General features: G+C 67.5%; 16 protein-coding genes. 7 read left to right on the top strand and 9 right to left on the bottom strand.

Going from position 1 to position 17,744, the window contains the following annotated elements:
* Positions 1-2 precede the first annotated feature (2 nt).
* From ACXAJT_RS10530 to ACXAJT_RS10505, 6 genes are read left to right on the top strand one after another with little or no spacing between them, the layout of a single operon-like run.
* Complete coding sequence (locus ACXAJT_RS10530) at positions 3-2,069, top strand: hydantoinase/oxoprolinase family protein (RefSeq protein ID WP_475235077.1); 2,067 nt, start codon at positions 3-5, stop codon at positions 2,067-2,069.
* Complete coding sequence (locus ACXAJT_RS10525; RefSeq protein WP_475235076.1) at positions 2,066-4,063, top strand: hydantoinase B/oxoprolinase family protein; 1,998 nt, start codon at positions 2,066-2,068, stop codon at positions 4,061-4,063. The genes ACXAJT_RS10530 and ACXAJT_RS10525 overlap by 4 nt, the downstream gene beginning before the upstream one ends.
* Positions 4,064-4,119: 56 nt before the next feature.
* On the top strand, positions 4,120-5,160 hold the full coding sequence (locus ACXAJT_RS10520) for an ABC transporter substrate-binding protein (RefSeq protein ID WP_475235074.1): 1,041 nt from the start codon (positions 4,120-4,122) through the stop codon (positions 5,158-5,160).
* Positions 5,161-5,216: 56 nt separating this feature from the next.
* Positions 5,217-6,059 (top strand): ABC transporter permease, encoded by an 843-nt coding sequence (locus tag ACXAJT_RS10515; protein WP_475235073.1) that lies wholly within the window; start codon positions 5,217-5,219, stop codon positions 6,057-6,059.
* A gap of 1 nt (position 6,060) precedes the next feature.
* Positions 6,061-6,852 carry an ABC transporter permease gene (locus ACXAJT_RS10510; RefSeq protein WP_475235069.1) on the top strand — a complete coding sequence of 264 codons (792 nt, stop codon included), beginning with the start codon at positions 6,061-6,063 and terminating at the stop codon, positions 6,850-6,852.
* A gap of 51 nt (positions 6,853-6,903) precedes the next feature.
* Positions 6,904-8,319, top strand: a complete 1,416-nt coding sequence (locus ACXAJT_RS10505) for an NAD(P)-binding domain-containing protein (RefSeq protein WP_475235068.1) — start codon at positions 6,904-6,906, stop codon at positions 8,317-8,319.
* Positions 8,320-8,509: 190 nt separating this feature from the next.
* Here ACXAJT_RS10505 and ACXAJT_RS10500 read toward each other — a convergent pair whose 3' ends face one another.
* The 6 genes from ACXAJT_RS10500 to ACXAJT_RS10475 form a co-directional block, all read right to left on the bottom strand.
* Positions 8,510-9,808 (bottom strand): TRAP transporter large permease, encoded by a 1,299-nt coding sequence (locus ACXAJT_RS10500; RefSeq protein WP_475235067.1) that lies wholly within the window; start codon positions 9,806-9,808, stop codon positions 8,510-8,512.
* Positions 9,805-10,314 carry a TRAP transporter small permease gene (locus ACXAJT_RS10495; RefSeq protein ID WP_475235066.1) on the bottom strand — a complete coding sequence of 170 codons (510 nt, stop codon included), beginning with the start codon at positions 10,312-10,314 and terminating at the stop codon, positions 9,805-9,807. Before ACXAJT_RS10495 ends, ACXAJT_RS10500 begins: the two co-directional genes overlap by 4 nt.
* Positions 10,314-11,294: a TRAP transporter substrate-binding protein gene (locus ACXAJT_RS10490; RefSeq protein ID WP_475235065.1), complete on the bottom strand. Its 981-nt coding sequence runs from the start codon at positions 11,292-11,294 to the stop codon at positions 10,314-10,316. Before ACXAJT_RS10490 ends, ACXAJT_RS10495 begins: the two co-directional genes overlap by 1 nt.
* A 67-nt stretch (positions 11,295-11,361) precedes the next feature.
* Positions 11,362-12,540, bottom strand: a complete 1,179-nt coding sequence (locus tag ACXAJT_RS10485; RefSeq protein ID WP_475235064.1) for an NAD(P)/FAD-dependent oxidoreductase — start codon at positions 12,538-12,540, stop codon at positions 11,362-11,364.
* The gene (locus ACXAJT_RS10480; protein ID WP_475235062.1) at positions 12,537-12,860 is read right to left on the bottom strand and encodes a 2Fe-2S iron-sulfur cluster-binding protein; all 324 of its coding nucleotides are present in this window, start codon (positions 12,858-12,860) and stop codon (positions 12,537-12,539) included. Before ACXAJT_RS10480 ends, ACXAJT_RS10485 begins: the two co-directional genes overlap by 4 nt.
* Positions 12,861-12,897: 37 nt before the next feature.
* Positions 12,898-14,073, bottom strand: a complete 1,176-nt coding sequence (locus ACXAJT_RS10475) for a cytochrome P450 (RefSeq protein WP_475235061.1) — start codon at positions 14,071-14,073, stop codon at positions 12,898-12,900.
* Between the two features lie 122 nt (positions 14,074-14,195).
* Here ACXAJT_RS10475 and ACXAJT_RS10470 point away from each other — a divergent pair, with 122 nt between their 5' ends.
* Positions 14,196-15,098 carry a LysR family transcriptional regulator gene (locus ACXAJT_RS10470; RefSeq protein WP_475235060.1) on the top strand — a complete coding sequence of 301 codons (903 nt, stop codon included), beginning with the start codon at positions 14,196-14,198 and terminating at the stop codon, positions 15,096-15,098.
* A 123-nt stretch (positions 15,099-15,221) separates the two neighbouring features.
* On the opposite strand, the gene ACXAJT_RS10465 is transcribed toward ACXAJT_RS10470, so the two are convergent.
* Genes ACXAJT_RS10465 through ACXAJT_RS10455 form a run of 3 tightly spaced genes read right to left on the bottom strand, consistent with a single transcriptional unit; the run spans position 15,222 to position 17,390 of the window.
* Positions 15,222-15,956, bottom strand: a complete 735-nt coding sequence (locus ACXAJT_RS10465; protein ID WP_475235058.1) for an amino acid ABC transporter ATP-binding protein — start codon at positions 15,954-15,956, stop codon at positions 15,222-15,224.
* Positions 15,953-16,627 carry an amino acid ABC transporter permease gene (locus ACXAJT_RS10460; protein WP_475235056.1) on the bottom strand — a complete coding sequence of 225 codons (675 nt, stop codon included), beginning with the start codon at positions 16,625-16,627 and terminating at the stop codon, positions 15,953-15,955. The genes ACXAJT_RS10465 and ACXAJT_RS10460 overlap by 4 nt, the downstream gene beginning before the upstream one ends.
* Positions 16,628-16,631: 4 nt before the next feature.
* The gene (locus ACXAJT_RS10455; protein WP_475235054.1) at positions 16,632-17,390 is read right to left on the bottom strand and encodes an amino acid ABC transporter substrate-binding protein; all 759 of its coding nucleotides are present in this window, start codon (positions 17,388-17,390) and stop codon (positions 16,632-16,634) included.
* Positions 17,391-17,744: the final 354 nt, after the last annotated feature.

Here is a 17,744-nt window from a genome sequence, read left to right as displayed (position 1 = left end):
ACATGAAAGACCTTGCAACCGGGGCAACCGGACGGCTGCGCATCGGCATCGACGTCGGTGGCACGTTCACCGATTTTGTCATGGCCGACGCCGAGACCGGGAACGTCGCGCTCTACAAGGAGCCCTCGACTCCCGACGATCCGTCGCGCGCACTGATCGAGGGCATCGAGAAATTCCTCGCCCGCGAAGGCATGTCGGCCGCGGATGTCGGCGGGCTGATGCATGGCACCACCATCGGGCTCAATGCGATCATCATGCGCCGCGGCGCCAAGATCGGGCTGATCGTCACCAAGGGCTATCGCGACATCCTCGAGATCGCCCGCTGCCGGATGCCGTCCTCGTTCGACCTGCACGCCGAAAAAGAGGTGCCGCTGGTGCCCCGTGCGCGGGTGGTCGAGATCGACGCCCGCTTTGATCGCGACGGCAAGCTGACCCGCGCGCCCTCCGAGGCCGAGCTCGACCGGGTCGCCGGCGAGTTGGCGGCGCTGGGGCTCGACGCCGCGGCGCTGATGCTGATCAACGGCTATGCCGACCCCGAGACCGAGGCGGGCATCGCCAAGGCGCTGTCGGACCGTATCGAAGCGCTGTCGATTTCCTCGGCGGCGGCGATCTGGCCGGAGATCCGCGAATACGAACGCACGCTGGTGGCCTGCCTCAACGCCTATATCCAACCCCTGATGGACGCCTATTTCGCCCGCCTGACCGAAGGGCTGTCCCGCATCGGCATCACCGCGCCGCTGCTGGTCACTGCCTCCAACGGCGGCTCGCTGTCGGTCGGCTCGGCGGTGGCGCGACCGGTCGAGACGATCCTGTCGGGCCCCGCCTCGGGCGTCATGGCGGCGGTGCGTCAGGCGGGCCAGTCGGGCATGGATAATATCATCACCTTCGACATGGGCGGCACCTCATCCGACATGGCGGTGGCCACCGAGGGCACCGCCGGCATCGCCACCCGCACCGACATTGGCGGGCTGCCGCTGGTGCTGCCGGTGGTCGACGTCAACGCCATCGGCGCCGGCGGCGGCTCGATCGTCTGGGCCGATGCGCAAGGCGTGCTGAAGGTCGGCCCGCAGAGCGCCGGGGCCCATCCCGGCCCGGTCTCCTACGGTCGCGGCGGCACCGACCCCGCGGTCACCGACTGTTTCATCGCCAGCGGATTCATCGATCCGGCCAATTTCGGCGGCGGCTCCATGCCGCTTGACGGCGACGCCGCGCGCGCCGCGCTCGAGGCGGTGGCCGAGCGCATCGGCATGACCGGCGAGGACCGCGCCGCGCGGCTGGCCGAAGGTGCGCTGGCCGTGGCCTCGGCGGGCATGGCCGGATCGCTCTTCCGCACCATGGCCGAACGCGGTCTCGATCCGCGCGATTTCGTGCTGCTGCCGTTCGGCGGCGCCGGACCGACCCATGCCAACCTGCTGGCCGAAGAGATCGGCATCGCCCGCATCCTCGTGCCGCAGGCCGCGGGCGCCTATTGCGCCATGGGCGCCGCCGGGGCCGACCTGCGCCGCGATTTCGTCCGCTCGCTGCGCGTCGAACTGACCGCGGCCACGGCGGCCGAGGCCGAGGCCACCTTTGCCGCGCTGCAGGCCGAGGGCGACGCCTGGCTCGATGACGAACTCCCCGAGATCGCCGAACGCCGCGGCGAACGCTCCGCAGACATGCGCTACGCCGGTCAGGCGTATGAGCTGCGCGTGGACCTGCGGCCGGGCGACGATGCGGAGGCCTATGCCGAGGCCTTCCACCGCGAGCACGAACGCATCTACGGCTTCCGAGACGCGGGCGCGCCGGTCGAGATCGGCACCATCCGCCTTGCGATGATCGGCGCCGGTCAGCCGCTCGCCCCCTCCGCCGCCACCGGCGACGGCGCGCCCGTCCGCACCCGCCGCCCGCTCTATCACAAGGGCGCATGGGTCGAGGCGAGCGTCTACGACCGCGCCAGCCTCGGCGAAGGCGCGCAGCTTTCTGGCCCCGCCGTGGTCGAACAGCCCGAGACCACCACCGTCATCCTGCCCGGCTGGGCCGCCCGCGTCGACGAGCAGGGCAATCTGATCATCGAAAGGACCCCGGCATGAGCAGCCTCGATCCCGTTCTGCTGGAAATCCTCGGCAATAAGTTCGCCTCCGTCACCGAGGAGATGTGCCTGACGCTGCAGCGCACCGGCCGCACGCTCTACGTGAAAGAGACCGCCGATTTCGCCTGTGCGCTCGCAGGTCTCGATGGCCGGTTCTTTGCCTATCCGCGCTCGATCGGCGTGTCGGGCTTTGTCGGGCTGGAATGCCTGCCGGCGATCGAGGCGGTCGAGGCCACGCAGGGCGCGCTCGAGCCCGGCGATGTGATCCTCACCAACGATCCCTATCGCTCGACCGGGCTGGCGACCCACCTGCCCGACCTGCATATGATCGAGCCCTATTTCCACGACGGCGAGATCGTCGCCTATGGCTGGTGCTTTGTGCACTGCTCGGACGTCGGCGGGCGCGTCGCCTCGTCGATCTCGCCGGTCAACACCGAGATCTTTCAAGAAGGGCTCCGCATCCCGCCAGTGAAACTGATGCGCCGGGGCGAGATGTCGCCCGAGGTGAAGCTCTTCCTCGACGCCAACTCGCGCACCCCCGAGGCCAACATGGGCGACATTCGCGCCATGCTCGCCTCGCTGGCCACCGGTCGTCGCCGCGTCGCGCAGATGCTCGGCCAGCACGGCCCGACCGAGCTGACCGCCGCGCAGGAGGCTCTGATGGGCTATGCCGCTGGTAAAGCCGAGGCGGTGCTGCGGCAGATGCCAGAGGGGCGCTACAGCTTCTCCGATTATCTCGACGACGATGCCGCCAGCACGCTGCCGGTGCGGGTGGCGGTGGCCATCGAGATCAAGGACGGCAAGGTCCACCTCGATTTCACCGGCACCGACCCGCAGGTGGCGACCGCGATGAACATCCCCTCCTGTGGTCGGCCGCACGCATGGCTGACGCTACGCATGCTGGCGCTGGTGCAGACGCTGGACCGTTCGGCGCCGCTCAACGCCGGTCTGCTGCGGCCACTGTCGATCACCACGCCGCTCGGCTCGCTGGTCAACCCCGAAGAGCCCGCCGCCACTGGCGTGCGCCACGCCGCGGCGATCCGCGTCAACGACATTCTGAACGGCGCCTTCGGCCTCGCGTTGCCCGATGTGCTGCCCGCCGCCGCCTCGGGGACGGTGATCCCGATCGTGATGAGCGAGCCCAAGCCCACCGGCGGGCGCATGGTGCAGGTGATCGAACCGCTGATCGGCGGCACCGGCGCGCGCCGCGGCCATGACGGCGTGGACGGGCGCGACAGCGGCATTTCCAACCTTGCCAACAACCCGGTCGAGACGGTCGAGGCCGAGCTTGGCGTCGAAGTGCTGCATTACGCGCTGCGCGCCGACAGCGGCGGCGCCGGGCAATGGCGCGGCGGTTGCGGCATGGAGCTGTCTTTCCGCGTCCTGACCGACGGCAGCCACGTGCTTGGCCGCGGCATGGAACGGCTGCTGTTCCGGCCCTGGGGTCAGGCCGGCGGCCAGCCCGGCCAGCCGGGCTCGCTGGTGATCAACGAGGGACAGCCGCGCGAGCGCCGTCTCGGCAAGATCGACGTGCTGGAAGTGCAGGCCGGCGACATCGTCACCTTCCGCACCCCCGGCGCCGGCGGCTGGGGCGACCCGATGCAGCGCGAGCCCTCGGCGGTGCTGGCCGATGTCGAGGCCGGCTTCGTCACCGAGGCGCGCGCCCGCCGCGACTATGGCGTGGCGCTGGTCGATGGCCGCGTCGATCCGGACGGCACCGCCACGCTGCGCGCCGAAACCGGCCGCAAAACCAACGCGGGCACCGTCTTCGGCCCCGAGCGCGAGACATGGGATGGCATTTTCGCGCCCGAACTGATGGACCGGCTCAACGCCGCGCTGCTGACCCTGCCGCTGTCGCGCCGCCAGACCCGGCGCCGCGAGATCTTCGAGACCGTGCTGGCCGACCTGCCCAGCAGCTTCCCGCGCAGCCCGGTCAACGACACCCAGCGCGAGGCGGCGCAACGCCGACTCGAAACCTGTCTGAGCACACTGTGAACCAGAGCCGGAAAACGGCCCCACTTCCAACGGCCCAATCCCAACGGAGAGACCCGATGACACTCAACAGACGTACCTTTCTCGGCACCGGCGCTGCGGCGACCGGCCTTCTGGGCCTCAGCGGCCTGCCCCTGCGCGCGCAGGGCGGCACGCTCAATGTGACCGCCTACGGCGGCGTCTGGGAACAGGCGATCCGCGATTGCTTCGTCGCCCCCTTCGAGGCCAAGACCGGCGCCACCGCCACCGTCTCGCTTGGCGGTCCGGCGCAATGGCTGGCGCAGGTCGAGGCGAGCCCGGAACAGCCGCCGCTCGACGTGCTGATCATGTCGCCCGACCTTGCGGTGCTGGCCGCCGAGGGTGACCTTATGGACGATTTCACCGTCGAGAAGCTGCCCAACCTCGCCCACATCCCGCAAGAGTTCACCGACGCCTGCCTCGGCAAGGGCACCTATTTCGACTATGGCGTCGGCGGCATCACCTACAACAAGCAGATCGTCTCCGAGCCGCCGCGCAGCTTCGCCGATTTCGTCGAGCGCGTGTCGTCGGGCGAGTTTGTCGCCTCGGTGCCGTCGATCAGCTACGGGCCGACCACGGTGTTCTTCCTCTGGGCGCTGAACAACGCGCTTGGCGGTGACGTCAACAACACCGACCCGTTCTTCGAGGCGATGGCCAAGATGAAAGACAATCTGGTGTTCTGGGCGGGCCCCAACGACTTCTTCAACCACCTCGCCTCGGGCGAGGCGGATCTGGGCATCTACTTCGACGGCCGCACCTGGAACCACGTCGACGAGGGCGTTGACTGGATCGACTTCATCAACCCCGAGGAAGGCGGCGCGATGACCGCCGTGGCAATCCAGAAGCCGAAGAACGCCTCGGATCTGGCATGGGACTACCTCAACGAGGTGCTCGACGCCGGCAACCAGGCCAAGTTCGCCGAGATCCTCAACTACGGGGTGACCAACACGCAGGTCGAATACAGCGAGAAGCTGGCCTCGCGCGTCACGCCGCTGTCGGAAGCGAACCTGCCGCCCTACGCCGAGATCGCCCGCGTGCGCAACGACTGGATCGATCGCTGGAACCGCGAAATCGGCATGTGATGCCGCCGCCCCCGCCTGAGCCACAGGCGGGGGCACCCTGACTGCCCGGAGGCCATATGACGCCAACCGTTCCCCTCTCCGCCGGAGCCCGGCGCGCGCTGCTGCTTGCCCCGGCGCTGATCTTCCTCGCGGTGTTCTTCGTGATGCCGCTGGCGGACAATTCCGCGCGCTCCTTCCTTGCCGAAGAGGGCGGCTTCACGCTGGCGCGCTACATAGATTTCCTGACCGACCGTTTTTACCTCGGGGTGATCGCGGAAACAATGATCCTGTCGGCGGTGGTAACGCTGATCTCGGTGGTGATCGCCTATCCGGTCGCCTATGTGCTGGTGCGCAAGGCCGGGCGGTTTTCGGGGCTGATCATCTTTCTGCTGATCGCGCCGCTGCTGACCTCGATCATCATGCGGACCTTCGGCTGGCAGGTGCTCTTCGCGCGTCGCGGGCTGGTCAACCAATGGCTGGTCAACGATCTGGGGCTGCTCGACGTGCCGCTGCGCTGGCTCAACACGCCGGGGCTGGCGATCGCCGCGCTGGTGCATGTGCTGGTGCCCTTCGCGGTGCTGTCCATCGCCTCGGTGCTGCAGGGCGTCGACCGGCGGCTTGAAGAGGGCGCGCAGATGCTCGGCGCCTCCAAGCTGCGCACCTTCTTCGAGGTGACGCTGCCACTGACCACCGACGGCATCGGCACCGGCGCCATTCTTGTGTTCATGATCGCCAATGGCTCGTTCGTCACGCTGGTGCTGCTTGGCGGTGGCTTCCAGACGCTGCCGCTGCTGATCTACCAGCAGTTCAACACAACCCGCGATTTCGCGCTGGCCTCGACGATGAGCACCATCCTTCTGGTGATCGCGCTGGCCTGCCTGTGGCTACAACTGCGCCTGCTGCGCAGACAGGGGGTATAAGATGCGCCTGACCGATGTCGCCCTCTGGGCCTTCACCATCGCCTTCTTCGTCTTCATGATCCTGCCGATCGCGGTGGTGGTGGTGATCTCCTTCACCTCCGCAGGCTACGCCGCCTTCCCGATCCCCGGCTGGTCGCTGAAGTGGTTCGCGCGGATCTTCGAATACCGCCCGTTCATCGACAGCCTCTGGGTCAGCCTGCAACTGGGCGTGGTGGCCACCGTCGCCTCCTGCGTGCTGGGCGTGCCAGCGGCGCTCTACCTGAGCCGGGCGCGCTCTGGCTGGGCGACGGCGATCACCACCTTCCTGCTGTCGCCGCTCAGCATGCCGATGATCGTCATCGGCTTTGCCTCGCTGTTCTTCCTCTCGGCGCTCGGCTTCGGCGTCTCGTTCCTGAGCCTTGCCATTGTGCACACGGTGATCTGCCTGCCTTACGTGATCCGCACCGTCACCGCGGTCTATCGCGCCGTCCCCCCGGCCTATGAAGAGGCGGCGCAGATCCTCGGGGCGTCACGGCTCACCACCTTCCGCGAAGTGACGCTGCCGCTGATCCGTCCGGGCATCGCGGCGGGCTCGCTGTTCTCGTTCCTGACGTCCTTCGACAACCTGCCGGTGAGCTACTTCTTCGGATCGGCGCAGACCAACACGCTGCCGGTGGTGATGCTGGCCTATATGGAGCACCAGTTCGATCCCTCGATCGCCGCGCTCTCGACGCTCCAGCTTCTTCTGGCCATCGTCGCGCTGGTGGTGGCCGACCGGCTCTATGGCATCGAGAAGATGACCGTCGCCACCTGATCCCCTCCCCCGTTCGCCCCTCCCCTGCCCGCACCGCCGGAACCCCGCCGCATGAGCCTTGCCGATCTCGAAGCACGCCTCGCCGAGGACCTGAGTTTCCTCAACCTGCCCGCCGCGCCTTGGGTGCCGGCGCGCGAGGGGGTGCTCGATGTGCTGGTGGTCGGCGCAGGCATGTGCGGGCTGGCGGCACTGGCCGAGCTGCGCCTGCTGGGCATCGACAACAGCCTTGCCATCGACAGCGCGCCAGAGGGCTACGAGGGCCCGTGGGAGACCTTCGCGCGGATGCGCACGCTGCGCTCGCCAAAGACCCTGACCGGCCCCGCCCTTGGCCTGCCTGCGCTGACCTTCCGGGCGTGGTTCACCGCGCAATGGGGCGCTGCCGCATGGGAGGCGCTCGGCAAGATCCCCAAGGGTCAGTGGATGGACTACCTGCGCTGGTACCGCCGGGTTCTGGCGCTGCCGATCCGCAACGACACCCGGCTCACCGACCTGCGCGGCCATGGCGATCTGCTCGCGGTCACGCTGGCCACATCCTCCGGTGAAGAGCGCCTGATCGCCCGCCGCGTGGTTCTCGCGACCGGGCGCTCTGGGCTCGGCGGCGGTGCGGTTCCGGCAGCGCTCGAAGGGGTCGACCGCCAATACTGGGCACATAGCGCCGACGACATCGACTTTGCCGCACTGCGCGGCCGCGACGTCGCGGTGGTTGGCGCCGGGGCCTCGGCGATGGACAATGCCGCAACCGCGCTCGAGGCCGGGGCGGCGCGGGTCGACATGCTGATCCGCCGCGACACGATCCCCGCGGTCAACAAGCTCACCGGCATCGCCAGCCCCGGCACCGAGCTTGGCCTCGGCAGCGTCCCCGACGCATGGAAACTCAAGATCCACGGCTACGCTGCGCAGCAGCAGGTGCCGCCGCCAAGCCATTCCGTGCGCCGCGTGTCGGATCATCCGAACGCCCAGTTCCATCTCGGCTGCGCGCTCACTGGCGCCGCGGTGAAGGATGGGCGGCTGCGGATCGAGACCTCGCGGGGCAGCTTCGACACCGATTTCCTGATCGCTGGCACCGGCTTCCGCAACGACTTCGCCGATCGCGCCGACCTCAGCGCCATCGCGCCGCATGTGCTCTCTTGGGGCGACCGCGAGGATTTCCCCGCCACGCTGCCTGCCGACGGACCGATGGGACAGTCGCCCTATCTCGCCGAGGATTTCAGCTTTCTCGAGCTGATGCCCGGCGCCTGTCCGGCGCTGTCGCGCATCCATTGCTTCAACGACGCCGCGATGCTCAGCCACGGCAAGGTCTCGGGCGATATCCCGGCGGTCAGCGTCGGCGCCAAACGGCTGGGCCGCGCCATCGCCGCCGCCTTCTTCCGCGAGGACATCGACGCGCAGTTCGCCAAGCTGCAGGCCTACGACACCCCGGAACTTTCGGGCGACGAATACGCGGCGGCACCGCAGCTGCCACGCTGACAGGGGCCGCGCCGGACACGCGCTGGAACACACGTCACGGCGACAAGAGCATCGCCTTCAGCCCCGATCGAATTGGGCCGGAACGACCCGCCCGGAAAGCCGTCTGCCATCCAACGCAGGCCGCCAGACAGCCACGCGCCGCCAGCAGCCTCCGCGGCTCCGGCGGCCCACCAGCGCAAGGGACGCCCCGCTACATCATCCCCGGCAGCCACAGCGACAGCTGCGGCACGGCCACGAGCAGACCAAGCGTGACCAGCATCGCCAGCCAGAAAGGGATCACCCCCCAGAAGATCTCGATCAGCGGGACGTTCTTCGCCACCGATTTCACGATGAACACGTTGATCCCCACCGGCGGCGAGATCAGCCCCATCTCCAAGGTCAGCACCACCAGCACGCCAAACCAGATCGGATCAATGCCAAGCGACAGGATCACCGGCATGAAGATCGGCAGCGTCAGCACCAGCATCGCAAGCCCTTCGAGGAAACAGCCCAGCACGAGGTAGATCACCAAGATCAGCACCAGCGTGCCGTACGCGCCAAGATCGAAGGACACCAACAGCCGGCTGACTTCGGCGGGCAGATGGCTCAGGGCGATGAACGGGTTGATCAGATGCGCCGCGATCAGGATCAGCATGACCGAAGCGGTTGTCACCACGCTGCTCTGCGCCGCCTGCCAGAAGCTGCGCAGATCCAGCGTGCCGCTGACCGCGCCGATGCCGATGACCAGCGCCGCGCCGACCCCGGCCGCCTCGGTCGGCGAAAACACCCCGGTATAGATGCCGCCGATGGTCAGCAGGATCACCACGAGGATCGGGATCGCCCCAAGAAACGCCCGCCCCTTTTCCGACAGGCTGGTCGACGGGCCCTTTGGCCCCAGCGCCGGTTTCAGCGCGCAAAGCAGCATCACCGTCAGCAAGAACAGCGTCAGCAGCAGAATCCCCGGCAGCACCCCGGCCATGAACAGCCGCCCGATGCTCTGCTCGGTGAGGATCGCGTAGATCACGAAGCCGGTCGAGGGCGGGATCAGGATGCCCAGCGTGCCGCCCGCCGCAACAACGCCGGTCGACAGGCGCGGGTCGTAGTTGAAGCGGTCCATCTCGGCCAGCGCCGTGCGCCCCATGGTCAGCGCCGAGGCCACAGAGGAGCCCGACAGCGCGGCAAAGCCGCCGCAGCCGATTACCGTCGCCGCCGCCAGCCCGCCGCGCACCTGCCCGATGGTGGCATAGGCGGCCTCGTAGAGCCGCCGGCTCATGCCGGTGACGCTTGCCACGTTGCCCATCAGGATGAACAGCGGCACGACGATCAGTTCGGAATTGGAGGCCAGCGCGAAGGTTTCCGACGATAGCAGCCCGGTCGCCGCCTGCAGGCCGTTGAGCATCCAGATGCCGGCAAAGCCGACGCTGAACATGGCAAAGGCCACGGGAATGCGCAGCAAAAGCAGCACAAGAAGCAGCACAAAGCCGCCCGTGCCAATCAGAACGGGGCTCATGGGGCCTCCTGCTCGGGCGTCGCGGCGCCTCGGTCTGCTGCCGGAAACGCGGCGCGCAGCACGAGGGCCAGCGCGGCGATCAGCGACAGCGCACACAGTGCGTATTGGAACCACGCCAAGGGCAGGCGCAGCAGGTTGGTCGACAGATTCAGCATCTCGCTCAGTTGCGCGCTCTTGAACACGGTGTAGGCGATCAGCACGAAGATCACCGCGCCAAGCAACCGCGCCACCACGTCAATCGCCCGGTTCAGGCCCGGCGGGAGATGCGGCTCAAAGATGTCGACGACGATGTGCCCGTCGTCGCGTCCGCACAGCGCCATGCCGCCGAAGACGATGATCACCATGGTCATGATCACCAGATCCTGCGCGCCATAGAGCGGCATGCCGAAGTTGCGTCCGACCACGTCGACCACGATCACGCCCACGACAAAGAGCAGCCCCAGCGTGCCGAGGACCGCGGACAGGCTGATGAGCCCGTCCGCAATCTTTTGCAGCGTGGCGCGCATCACTCGCCCCGCATCGCCGCCAGCGCGGCCTCGCCGCCGACCTCGGCGACATAGGCGTCGGTCACCTCGGCAAGCGCGTCGTCGAAGGCCTTGCTCTGTGCCGCGTCGAGGTCGTTGACGGTGATCTCCCCCGAGGCGCGCGCGGCGTCGAGCGCCTCGGCTGCCGTGGCCACCCATGCGTCCTCGGTCAGCTTCGAGATCGGCTCCCCCTTGATCTCGTCAAGCGCCGCCTTGGCCTCGCCCGACAGCCCATCGTAGACCGGCTTGTTCATCACCGTGTAGAAGGTCAGCCGCCCAAGGTTGGGCCCGGTGGTGACGCTCGAGACGACCTCGCTCAGCTTGAAGTCCGACAGCACCGAGGCGCCGCTCACCAGCCCGTCGATCAGCCCGGTCTGCAGACCGTTGTAGACCTGCGTCATCGGCAGCTGCACCGGCGTCGCGCCGAGCGCTTCCATCGCCTCCGCCGAGATCGACCCGGCCACGCGGATCTTCAGCCCCTGCAGGTCTGCGGGGCTGGTCACCTCGGTCTCTTTCATCATCAGGATGTTGGGCTCGGCGCCCCAGAGCGCGATGGCCTCGGTCATCGGGAACTCGGCCTTCAGCTCGCCCTCGTAGGCGCGCCACAGCGCGGCATAGCCCGGCTCGTCCAGCGGCAGCGCGCCGGGCAGTTCGAGGATCAGGCTCTTGGGGAACTGCGACGAAGTATAGCCCGGCAGGCCCCAGCCCATGTCCGCAGTGCCCTGCACGATGCGCACGTATTGGTCGGCGGGTCCGGCGCCCAGCTCGCCGCCGTGAAAGGCGCGCAGGGTGACAGCACCACCGCTGCCGGCCTCCACCGCCTCGGCCAGCGGCTCAATCTGCGCCGCGGTGATGGTGTGGAACGGCGGGGCCCAGTTGGCGTATTTGAGCTCCTGCGCTCCGGCGCTGGCTGCCAGCGACACGGCAATGGCCGCCCCGAAGGTGACTGACGTGATCTTCATGGTTCTCCTCCCTTTTGAACCTATTTCGTCGAAGCGCCCCGCGATGCGGCACGCTCCGTGCCGCCGGTCAGGCGGCGATGAACTCTCCCAGTGCTGCAAGGTCCGCAGGCGCATCCCCGGCCAGCAGCCGCCGCGACTTCATGTGGACCTTAGCATTGTTCACGGTCTCCACCGCGGCAAGGCCGCGGTCATCGAAACGTGCGACAACCCCTTCAGCGACGACCTCCTCCGTCGCCCCCGGACCGGCGTAGCCGGCGATTTGCAGTTTCTGGTCGCCCTGATCCGACCAGAACCAAGGCAGCGCAGCATAATCAGCGGTCTCGCCCTTGGCGATCCGCTTGGCGATGAGCCGGGCATGGTCGGTGGCGGCCTGCACGCTTTCCAGCCGCACCGGCGCGCCGCTGCGTGGATCGGGGAAGCAGGCGCAGTCGCCAAGCGCAGAGATCGCCGGGTCCGAGGTGCGCAGCGCCGCGTCCACCGTCACGCCGTTGGCCGTCGCCAGCCCCGCCGCGTCGGCCAGTTCGCTGTTCGGGCGCACGCCCGCGGCCAGCAGCACGAAATCGGCGGCCACATGCGCGCCGTCTGCCAGCGTCACCCCCGAGGCATCCACCGCCGCCGCCGGCTGGCCCAGGTGCAATGTGACGCCCTGTGCGCGGTGCCACGCTTCGAAATGTGCCGACATCGCCGCCGAAACCGCGCGGGCCATCAGCCGCGGCGCCGCCTCGATCACGCTGACCTCATGGCCCAGCATGCGCGCCACCGCCGCGAACTCCAGCCCGATGAACCCGCCGCCGATCACCGCGATCCGGCGCGGCTCGGCAAGCGCCGCGCGCAGCGTCGCGGCGTCCTCCAGCGTACGCAGATCGCAGGCGCGCTCCAGCCCGTCGATCGGCGGGCGCATATTGCGCGTGCCGGTGGCGAGGATCAACTCCGCGTAGGGCAGGCTCGCATCGCCGTTCGGCCCGCTGACCTCCACCCGCTGCGCAGCCCGGTCGATCGCTTCGGCGCGGGTCTGCGGCAGGTAGGTCACCTCCTTGGAGGTGAAGAAACTCTCGGGCCGCAGCACCAGACCCTCGGCCTTGCCCTCCTTGAGATAGGCCTTGGACAGTGGCGGGCGTTGGTAGGGCAGCCCGGGCTCGGCCCCAACCAGCGTCACCGGTCCGTCATAGCCGTTCTGGCGCAGGCTGATCGCCGCCTGCAGGCCACCTTGGCCCGCACCGATGATCAGGACGCCGGCGCCGGTCACAGCTGTTCCTCGGGCAGATGCACGACCAGACCATCCAGCTCGGGGGTGAGCTTGATCTGGCACGACAGGCGCGAGCGTTCGGTCACATCCGACGCGGCGCCTTCGAGCATGTCGTCCTCATCCTCCGAGCGCGCCCCTGTCCGGTCTTCCCACGCCTCGTCGACGTAGCAATGGCAGGTGGCGCACATCATCGAGCCGCCGCATTCGCCGACGATGCCGTCAAGATCGTTCGACACCGCCGCCTGCATGACGCTGGTGCCCTCCTCGGCCTCGATGGTGGTCGCATCGCCGTCAGCGGCGACATAGGTCACCTTGATCATCTCATCTCCTCCTCGAATTTGGTATGGCCTGCCGGGCTTAGTTCAGCACCACCGGCAGGTTGATCGGCCCGCGAAAACCAAAGCCCTTCCAGACCACCGTGTCCGGCTCGGGCAGGGTCATGTCGGGGAAACGGTCGAACAGCATGGGCAGGATGATCTTGCCCACCGTTCGCCGCGCCACATGCGCCCCGGCGCAATGGTGCGGCCCGTTGCCAAAGGCCTGATGCGGGTTCTTGTCACGGAAAACGAAGAATGACTCGCCATCCTCGAACAGGTCCTCGTCACGGTTCGCCGAGGCCTGAATGGTCATCACCGTGTCGCCCTTGGGAATGTCGAAACCGCCCAGCTGCGTATCCTCGGTCACCAACCGCGAGCTGGCTTGGATTGGCGCGACCCAGCGGATGCCCTCTTCGAAGGCCTTGTCCCAGGCGCCCTGCGCGCGCACCTCGGCCAGTTGATCGGGATTGGTCAGGAGGCCGTAAAGGATGGTGGCCAGCGCGTCGCGCGGTTCGTTGATGCCACCGCCGATGGCGATCTTGATGTTGGCGTAGATCTGGCTCATCGGGATCGGATCGTCGGCGTTGAGCATCACCGAATAGGCCGATCCATCGGCGTCGGCGCGACGCTTCGGCTCCAGTTCGGCAAACAGCGCATCCATCTCGTCGTTGGCCGCATCCGAAGCGGCGAATGGCTCGGGCTTCCAGCCAAAGTTGCCGGCCCCGTCGATCAGCGCCTGCGACCAGTGCTGCATCTGGGCGTCGGTCGCCTCGGGAATGCCAAGGATATGCGCGAGGATCCGCGCCGCCAGCGGCCCGCAGAGGTCCGAGAACAGGTCCACCGTCTCGCCGCGCGGCAGGCGTCCGACGTATTCGTCGGCCAGCTTCTCATAAAGCGGGCCCCAATCGGTCTTGATCATCTTCGGGGTCAGCGATTTCGAGATCGCCTTGCGCTCCACGAAGTGTGCCTTGCCATCCTTGCGCATCAGCGTGTGCGCGCGGAAGGCCGGTTTCATCGGGGTCCGCGGATCGTCGCTGCTGAACAGTTCGGGGTTGTCCTTCACCGCCTTGGTCAGCGCCGCCTTGGTCAGCAGGGTCCGGCCGGTGGCCGCCACCCGCAGCACGGGGCTCTCGGCCCGCAGGCGGCGATAGATCGGATAGGGATCCGAACTCAGTTGATCGAGCGTGATCGTGTCGTCAAGCGGTGCTAGCGCCATGAACTCCTCCCAAAGTTCTCCTCGTGGTGGTGCATAGAAGACATGGGGCTTGCCGAGCAATGCGATGGAATGGTTTACTTCCATCAAATTTTTCGATGACACTCAAACCCCGAGGACAGCCCGTGCCGCCCCCCGCGCCCAATCCGGCCAGCATAGACTTCGCCGCGCTGAACCTGCTGCGGGTGGTGCACGAGCTTGGCTCCTTCACCGCCGCCGCCGAGAAACTTAACGTCAACCAATCCGCGGTCAGCTACACGATCGCCAAGCTGCGCGCCTGCTTCCATGACCCGCTCTTCGTCCGCGAGGGCGGCCAGCAGGTGGCGACCGAGCGTTGCGAGGAGATCCTCTCGAAGTCGCTGCAGATGCTTGGGATGCTCGACGAGATGCTGCAGCCCGATGCCTTTGAGCCCGGCGAAGCCACGCAGAACGTTATCATCGCCTGCAACTTCTACGAGCGCGTGCTGATCATCCCCGACATCGTCGCGGCGATCCGGCGCGAAGCCCCGGGCATGCGCGTAAAGGTGATCAACTCGCTTGGCGATGGTCATCTGCGGCTGCTGCGGCGCGAGGCTGACGTGCTGATCGGCCCCTTCGCCCGCGCCGAATCCGGCTTTCATTCGCGCCGCCTCTACTCTGAGGAATACGCCTGCCTTCTCGATCCATCTCATGCGCTGGCGCGCACGCGGCTGGACACCGAAACCTACCTGTCGCTCAATCACGTGCTGATCGACTATGGCGGCGGCTGGCAATCGGCCTATCAGCGCGAACTCGAGGCGGCGGGCCACAGGCTGTCGCCCACCATCGTCGTGCCAAGCCCGGCGGGGCTTGGCTCGTTGCTCTCCGGCTCCGATCTGGTGGCGACGCTGCCGCGCCGTCTGGGTGAACGCAACGCCGAGGGGCTGCTGGTGACCGGCTGCCCGTTTCCCGGCACCTTCGACGTCTCGCTGGTCTGGGCCGCCCATACCAATGCCTCGGCGATGCATCGCTGGCTGCGCGAGTTGATCTGGGCGACGTGCCGCGGCTAAGCTCCGGGGCCAACCCATTGCCCGAGCGCCCGCAGGCGGCGCCCTTGCGAAAACCCCGGCTTGGCGCGTGCAGCCCACCCGCGCGGCGGGCCACCGGCGTTCCGAGCGATCACAGCCCCATCGTCACCGCGCCAGCCGCCGCAGAAACCGCTGCAACCGCGCGTCCTGCGGCGCGCCGAAGATCTGCTCGGGCGCGCCGGACTCGACGATCTTGCCGCCGTGCATGAAGATCACCCGGTCGGCGATCTCGCGGGCGAATTGCATCTCGTGGGTGACGATCAGCATGGTCTGCTGCCGCTCTGCCACGCGGCGCATCAGGTCAAGCACTTCACCGACCCACTCGGGATCGAGCGCAGAGGTCGGCTCATCGAACAGCATCAGCTCGGCGCCGATGGCCATGGCCCGACCGATGCCGACCCGCTGCTGCTGCCCGCCCGACAGGCTCGCCGGATAGCTGCCCGCCTTGTCCGACAGCCCGGTCTCGGCCAGCACCTCCAGCGCGCGGCGCGCCGCCTCGTCCTTCGGGCGGCCCTGCACGGTGACCAGCGCCTCCATGATGTTTTCCTGCGCGGTCTTGTTGGCAAAAAGCGCGTAGTTCTGGAACACGAAGGCCGACCGCCGACGCAGCGCGAGGATCTCCTTGCGCGACGCATGAGCGGCATCGACGCTGACATCGCCGATCTGGATCGTGCCCGCGTCGGGCTGGTCGAGGAAATTGAGACAGCGCAGCAGCGTCGACTTGCCGGTGCCGGAGGGGCCGATGATCACCACGCGCTCGCCCGGCGCGATGTCGAGGTCGATGCCGTTAAGCACCGCCGTACCACCGAAACTCTTGCTAAGGCCGCGGATCTTGATCATCGTGCATACGCCTTGTTCAGATAGGTTTCGAGCCGCGTCTGGCCCTGGCTCAGCAGTTCGACCATGGCCCAGTAGATCAGCGCCACGACGAGGAACGCCTCGAAGTAGAGGAAGCTGCCCGCCGCCTCTTTCTGCGCCGCGCCCATCATCTCGGTAACGCCAAGCGTGAAGGCCAGCGAGGTGCCCTTGATCATGTCGATGAAGTAGTTGACCAGCGTCGGCGCCGCGACGCGTGCCGCCTGCGGCAGCACGATCCGCCGCATCATCTGCAGCTGTGTCATGCCGATCGACTGCGCCGCTTCCCACTGGCTGCGGTCGACGCCGAGGATGGCAGCGCGGATCGTCTCGGCCATATAGGCCGAGAAATGCAGCGTCAGCCCCATGATCGCAGCGGTCACCCCGTCGATGCTGGTCAGAAAACTCAGCACCTGCGGCAGCCCGTAGTAGAACAGGAACAGTTGCACCAGCAGCGGTGTGCCGCGGAAAAAGCTGATGAACAGCACCACCGCCCAGTCGAGCCAGCGGATGCGGAACACCCGCTCCACCGCCAACAGCGAGGCGAGGATCAGCGCCAGCACCATCCCCGCCGCCGCCATGCCCAGCGTCAGCGGCACATAGCCCAAGATGACGGGGACCAGCCCCAGCATATAGTCGAGGTCCAGTCCCCGCATCGGTTCACTCCGGGCTGGTGATGTCGGTGCCGAACCACTTCTGCGAGATCTCGGCCAGCGTGCCGTCCTCGCGCAGCGTGGTCAGCGCCGCGTCGACCTCGTCGCGCAGGGCGGTGCCGGTCTCGTCGTTGCGGAACGGCAGGGCGTTGCGGATCTCGGAGAACGGCTTGCCCGCCAGTTCCAGCGGCAACGGGCTTTCCTGAATCAACTGCGCCGAGGACACGCGGTCCATCACGAAGGCATCGACCCGCCCCAGCGCGGTGTCCTGCGCGATGTTGGACTCATAGGTCTTGATGTCGATCTCTTCGGCGAAGGGCAGCTCGCGCAGCAGCTGCTCGAAGTTCGAGCCGAGGTTCACCGCCACGGTGCGCCCGCGCAGGTCCTCGACCCCGGCAACCTCGTCATTGCCCTCGCGCACCACCACCTGCGCGCCGTCATAGACGTAGGGCTGGGTGAAGGCGAACTTGGCCTCGCGCTCGGAGGTGATGGTGATCTGGTTGGCGATCGTATCGATGCGGCCCGCGTCGAGCGCGCCGACGAGGCCCGAGAACGACATGGTCTCGAATTCGATGTCGAGCCCCGCTTCTTCGCCGACGGCGTTCATCACGTCGACCTCGAAGCCCTGCAGCACGTCCTGCTTGACGAAGGTGAAGGGGAAATAGCCGCCCGACATGCCCACGCGCAGGGTCTGATCGTCCTGCGCGGCAGCGGCGCCAGCGACACCTGCGGTGATCGCGGCGGCGGCGATGATGGATTTGAGCATCTTGGCAACTCCTGTGATTTCGAGCCTGTAGGTGACTTTCCGCGCCGGCCGGATCAATGCCCGCGCCAGAGAAAAGGCCCCTGTCGCCCGATGCCGCTGCGGCACCGGAACGGCGTTCTGCATTTGCGGTGCGGGGCGGAATGCATGTTCGCGTCGAGGCGGCTGGCGTTCTGATGACCCCGGCCCTTTGGCAGCGGGGCACTCCGCTGCAACGCGCGGCGGCACCAGAAAACCCCTGACCCCATCGCGACTCGGCCCACGCAACGCGCAGGCTCGACAGCAGAAACACGGCTTTTTCACGCTGCATCCAGATTCCTGACAAAATTAGTTTGACTCTTCCTCCGCAGAAGCGCG

The sequence above is a fragment of the Salipiger sp. ABF4_146 genome (assembly GCF_056161345.1).
The sequence above is the reverse complement of the archived record's forward strand: the minus strand, read 5'-3'. Positions and strand labels throughout refer to the sequence as shown.

Coding starts and splice junctions, on each gene's coding strand:
- ACXAJT_RS10530 (WP_475235077.1), top strand. CDS start 3: ATGAAAGACCTTGCAACCGGGGCAACCGGACGGCTGCGCATCGGCATC.
- ACXAJT_RS10525 (WP_475235076.1), top strand. CDS start 2,066: ATGAGCAGCCTCGATCCCGTTCTGCTGGAAATCCTCGGCAATAAGTTC.
- ACXAJT_RS10520 (WP_475235074.1), top strand. CDS start 4,120: ATGACACTCAACAGACGTACCTTTCTCGGCACCGGCGCTGCGGCGACC.
- ACXAJT_RS10515 (WP_475235073.1), top strand. CDS start 5,217: ATGACGCCAACCGTTCCCCTCTCCGCCGGAGCCCGGCGCGCGCTGCTG.
- ACXAJT_RS10510 (WP_475235069.1), top strand. CDS start 6,061: ATGCGCCTGACCGATGTCGCCCTCTGGGCCTTCACCATCGCCTTCTTC.
- ACXAJT_RS10505 (WP_475235068.1), top strand. CDS start 6,904: ATGAGCCTTGCCGATCTCGAAGCACGCCTCGCCGAGGACCTGAGTTTC.
- ACXAJT_RS10500 (WP_475235067.1), bottom strand. CDS start 9,808: ATGAGCCCCGTTCTGATTGGCACGGGCGGCTTTGTGCTGCTTCTTGTG.
- ACXAJT_RS10495 (WP_475235066.1), bottom strand. CDS start 10,314: ATGCGCGCCACGCTGCAAAAGATTGCGGACGGGCTCATCAGCCTGTCC.
- ACXAJT_RS10490 (WP_475235065.1), bottom strand. CDS start 11,294: ATGAAGATCACGTCAGTCACCTTCGGGGCGGCCATTGCCGTGTCGCTG.
- ACXAJT_RS10480 (WP_475235062.1), bottom strand. CDS start 12,860: ATGATCAAGGTGACCTATGTCGCCGCTGACGGCGATGCGACCACCATC.
- ACXAJT_RS10475 (WP_475235061.1), bottom strand. CDS start 14,073: ATGGCGCTAGCACCGCTTGACGACACGATCACGCTCGATCAACTGAGT.
- ACXAJT_RS10465 (WP_475235058.1), bottom strand. CDS start 15,956: ATGATCAAGATCCGCGGCCTTAGCAAGAGTTTCGGTGGTACGGCGGTG.
- ACXAJT_RS10460 (WP_475235056.1), bottom strand. CDS start 16,627: ATGCGGGGACTGGACCTCGACTATATGCTGGGGCTGGTCCCCGTCATC.
- ACXAJT_RS10455 (WP_475235054.1), bottom strand. CDS start 17,390: ATGCTCAAATCCATCATCGCCGCCGCCGCGATCACCGCAGGTGTCGCT.